This is a genomic window from Erythrobacter sp., from assembly GCF_023653175.1.
GTDB lineage: Bacteria > Pseudomonadota > Alphaproteobacteria > Sphingomonadales > Sphingomonadaceae > Erythrobacter.
Window position 1 is genome coordinate 1 of record NZ_JAMNXL010000250.1, and the last position, 4088, is coordinate 4088.

Annotated in this window: 5 protein-coding genes; 2 read left to right on the plus strand and 3 right to left on the minus strand. The window is 65.4% G+C overall.

The features are described from left to right. The 3 genes from sdhA to sdhC all read right to left on the minus strand — a co-directional run. On the minus strand, positions 1-1713 hold a 1713-nt coding region (gene sdhA, locus NBV68_RS18275), incomplete at its 3' end, for a succinate dehydrogenase flavoprotein subunit (protein ID WP_296312736.1). 50 nt (positions 1714-1763) lie between these two features. Continuing rightward, complete coding sequence (sdhD, locus tag NBV68_RS18280) at positions 1764-2150, minus strand: succinate dehydrogenase, hydrophobic membrane anchor protein (RefSeq protein ID WP_296312728.1); 387 nt, start codon at positions 2148-2150, stop codon at positions 1764-1766. Positions 2151-2163: 13 nt separating this feature from the next. Then, positions 2164-2544: a succinate dehydrogenase, cytochrome b556 subunit gene (gene sdhC / locus NBV68_RS18285; RefSeq protein ID WP_296312731.1), complete on the minus strand. Its 381-nt coding sequence runs from the start codon at positions 2542-2544 to the stop codon at positions 2164-2166. 107 nt (positions 2545-2651) lie between these two features. Between sdhC and NBV68_RS18290 the strand changes: the two genes are divergently transcribed. After that, positions 2652-3374 (plus strand): SDR family oxidoreductase, encoded by a 723-nt coding sequence (locus NBV68_RS18290; RefSeq protein WP_296312732.1) that lies wholly within the window; start codon positions 2652-2654, stop codon positions 3372-3374. Next, a partial coding sequence (locus tag NBV68_RS18295) for an MBL fold metallo-hydrolase (protein ID WP_296312734.1) occupies positions 3364-4088 on the plus strand: 725 nt, incomplete at its 3' end. The genes NBV68_RS18290 and NBV68_RS18295, both read left to right, overlap by 11 nt.

Genomic DNA, 4088 nt, shown 5'->3' on the forward strand with positions numbered 1-4088 from the left:
GCCGTCGAACCAGGCGATGGTGTGCTTCATCCATTCCTTGTCGTTGCGCTCGGGGTAGTCCTCGTGGGCGTGGGCGCCGCGGCTTTCCTTGCGGTTGGCGGCGGACGCGATGGTCACGTTGGCCTGCGCCATCAGGTTGTCGAGCTCGAGCGTCTCGATCAGGTCAGAGTTCCAGATCAGCGACTTGTCGGTGACGTGGATGTCCTCCATCCGCTTGTTCTGCTCGGCGAGCTTGGCGACGCCCTCGTCCATCAGCTTCTGGTCGCGGAACACGGCGCAGTGCTTCTGCATCGCCTTCTGCATTTCCGCGCGGATCTGCGCGGTCGGCGAGCCGCCTTGCGCATAGCGGAAGTGGTCGAGCCGGGTCAGCGCGAAGTCGGCGCTGTCGGCGGGCAGCTCGGGCTGCTTGGCATTGGGCTTGAGGCTGTCGCGCAGGTGGTGGCCGGTCGCGCGGCCGAACACCACGAGGTCGATCAGCGAGTTGGAGCCGAGGCGGTTCGCCCCGTGCACCGACACGCAGGCCGCCTCGCCCACGGCATAGAGCCCGGGGATCACGGTGTCCGGATTGCCGCCCGGTCCGAGCGTCACGACCTGCCCGTGATAGTTACACGGGATGCCGCCCATGTTGTAATGCACCGTCGGGGTGACGGGCAGCGGCTGGCGGGTGAGGTCGACCCCCGCGAAGATCTTCCCGCTTTCGGTGATGCCCGGCAGGCGCTGGGCCAGCGTCTCGGCGGGGATGTGGTTCAGGTGGAGGTAGATGTGATCCCCCTCCGGCCCGACGCCGCGGCCCTCACGCATTTCGAGCGCCATCGAACGGCTGACGACGTCACGCGAGGCGAGATCCTTCGCGGAAGGCGCATAGCGCTCCATGAAGCGCTCGCCTTCCGAGTTGGTGAGGTAGCCCCCCTCCCCGCGCGCCCCTTCGGTGATCAGCACGCCCGCGCCGTAGATGCCGGTCGGGTGGAACTGCACGAACTCCATGTCCTGCAAGGGCAGTCCTGCGCGCAGCACCATCCCGCCGCCGTCGCCGGTGCAGGTATGGGCGCTGGTCGCGGTGTAATAGCAGCGGCCATAGCCGCCGGTCGCCAGCACCACCGACTGCGCGCGGAAGCGGTGGATCTTGCCATCGTCGAGGCACATCGCCATCACGCCGACGCACTGCTTCACCCCGCCCACGTCGCTCATGATCAGGTCGAGCGCGAAGTATTCGATGAAGAAGTCCGCGTCATACTTCAGGCTCTGTTGGTAGAGCGCGTGGAGCATCGCGTGGCCGGTGCGGTCGGCGGCGGCGCAGGTGCGCTGCACCGCCGGGCCGGCGCCCATGTTCTGCATGTGGCCGCCGAAGGGACGCTGGTAGATCGTCCCGTCCTCGTTGCGGCTGAAGGGCACGCCGGCGTGCTCGAGCTCGTAGACTGCGGCGGGCGCCTCGCGCGCGAGATATTCGATCGCGTCCTGATCGCCCAGCCAGTCCGACCCCTTGACGGTGTCGTACATGTGCCAGGTCCAGTGGTCGGGCGAATTGTTGCCCAGCGACGCGGCGATCCCGCCCTGTGCGGCAACGGTGTGCGAGCGCGTCGGGAAGACCTTGGAGATGTTCGCCGTGCGCAGGCCGGCCTCGGCTGCGCCCATCGTCGCGCGCAGGCCCGAACCGCCCGCGCCCACCACGACCACGTCATAGGTGTGATCGACGATCGTGTAGGCACCCTTCAGATGCGCACCGCCGACATCGTTGGCGGTTCCCTTGGGAGCTGCGGTAGCCATCAGGCCTTACCTCCGAAAACGAGCGCGGCGACGCTGAAAATCCCGAAGGCGCCCCCGCCGATGGTTGCAAGATTGAGCGCGGCGATGATCGCGAACTTCGAACCGCCGTCGTGGATGTAGTCCTCGATCAGCACCTGCAAGCCAATCCGCGCGTGCCAGAACAAGCTGGTGACTAGCAGGATCATCGCGGTCGCGTTGATCGGGTGGCTGAGCCACTTGACGACGTTGGCATGGCCGAAATCGCCGAGCAGCGCGAGGCTGACCAGCAGCCAGGTCATCAGCACCAGGTTGCCGATGGCGGTGAAGCGCTGGAGGAGCCAGTGATGCGGCCCTTCGTGCGCCGCGCCCAGCCCGCGCACGCGGCCGATGGAAGTTCCGTTGCCCATGTGCTTGTTCCCCTCAGGCCAGCAGGATCACGGCCCAGAAAGCCGCAGTCAGCAGGATCGCGATGATCGGCGCCGCGACCGACCAGGTGCGGTTGATATCGAGCTCGTAGCCCGCACCGATATCGAGCACGAAGTGGCGAAGGCCGCTCATCATGTGGGTGAAGAACGCCCAGGACAGGCCGACCAGCACCACCATGCCCACAGTCGAGCCCATGACGTATTGGAAATTGGCGTAGGATTCCGGCCCGCTCGCCAGCGAGCCCAGCCACCACAGCAAAACGCCGAGGCCGACCAGCGCCATGCCGTCGCCGGTCGCGCGGTGGAGGATGGACACGAGCATGTGCGGGCCCCAGCGCCAGATCTGCAGGTGGGGCGATAGCGGTCTTTGGTTCATGGTGATCCCGTCTGTCCCATAATTCGGCTTCCCACTTAGCGCCGCTGGCGCGCGAGGCAAGCGGCGAGCAGTGGACATGGCTTGCAAAGTTTCGGATAGGCGCTTGCATGGGACACATTCTGATCACCGGATCAAGCCGCGGAATTGGCAGGGCGGCGCGCGAGGCGCTTGAGCTGCGGGGCGCAAAGGTGATCGGCCATGCTTCGCGCGGCGTTTCTTCAGAGGGCAGCGCGCCGATCATCGCCGCCGATTTCGGCGATCCCCTGAGCGTTCAGGCGCTATGGGATCAGGCCATGGAGATCGCGGGCGGCGAGATCGACGTCGTGGTCAACAATGCGGGCCGCTTCGAGGCGAACCGGCTCGAGCGTTCCGACATCGAATGGCTCGATGCCTGGGAGGACACACTGCGGGTCAACCTCACAAGCGCGGCGCAATTGTCGCGGTTTGCGGTGCTGCACTGGCAGGAACGCAAGTTTGCAGGAAGGCTGGTCCACGTCGCCAGCCGCGCCGCCTATCGCGGGGACAGCCCGGCGCATTGGCACTATGCCGCGGCCAAGAGCGGGATGGTGGGCATGCACAAGACCATCGCCCGCGCCTACGCCAAGGACGGCATCCTCAGCTTTGCCGTCACTCCCGGTTTCACCGACACCAGCATGGCGGACGATTACCTCGCAAGTCGCGGCGGGCCGGGGCTGCTCGCCGACATCCCGCTGGGCCGCGTCGCCACGCCGGAAGAAATCGCGAGCATCATCACCTTCTGCGCCCTCGACGCGCCCCCCAGCATGACCGGCGCGGTGATCGACGCCAATGGAGCGAGCTTTGTTCGTTAAGCCCCTTGCGGTGTTGGCCGCTTTCGCCCTTTCCGGCTGCAACATCGCCGCTGCCGCCTCGCAGGCTTCGGACAGGATCGAGGATGCGAAGCATTCGGACGACATGGTGCGCTTCGGCAAAGTCTGCGAAGAGAACGATAGCTGGGACAAACCGACCGAACCGTTCCAGATCTATGGCAACACTTATTACGTCGGCACCTGCGGGATCAGCGCCATTCTGATCAAGGGGCAGCAGAACCATATCCTGATCGACACGGGCACTGAAGCGGGCGCGCAGATCGTTCTGGCCAATATCCGCAGGCTGGGCCTCGATCCCTTCGATATTTCTCTCGTCACGCACAGCCACGAACATTTCGATCACATCGGCGGGCTGAGCATCGTCGCGGACATGACCAGTGCGGACGTCGTTTCGTCCTTTCCTGCCGAGTCTGTCATCAGCACCGGCGAAGACGATCCTGCCGATCCGCAATTTGGCATGCACGACCCGATGGAGCCCGCAAACGTGCAGCTGCGCGTGGCAAACGGGGAGGCAATCCACACTCTGTTCAAGGGGCAGTTTGATCTGACCGCCACCGCGTTCGAAACCCCCGGCCACACGCCCGGTGCCTTGACGTGGCAGTGGGTGAGCTGCGTTGGCACGGACTGCAAGACCATCGTCTACGCCGACAGCCTGTCGCCCATCAGCAGCGACGATTACCGCTTCTCCGATCACCC

What these genes read in the sequence shown, in the direction of transcription:
- sdhD (WP_296312728.1), bottom strand. Translation starts at nt 2,150, where the DNA reads ATGGGCAACGGAACTTCCATCGGCCGCGTGCGCGGGCTGGGCGCGGCG.
- NBV68_RS18290 (WP_296312732.1), top strand. Translation starts at nt 2,652, where the DNA reads ATGGGACACATTCTGATCACCGGATCAAGCCGCGGAATTGGCAGGGCG.
- sdhC (WP_296312731.1), bottom strand. Translation starts at nt 2,544, where the DNA reads ATGAACCAAAGACCGCTATCGCCCCACCTGCAGATCTGGCGCTGGGGC.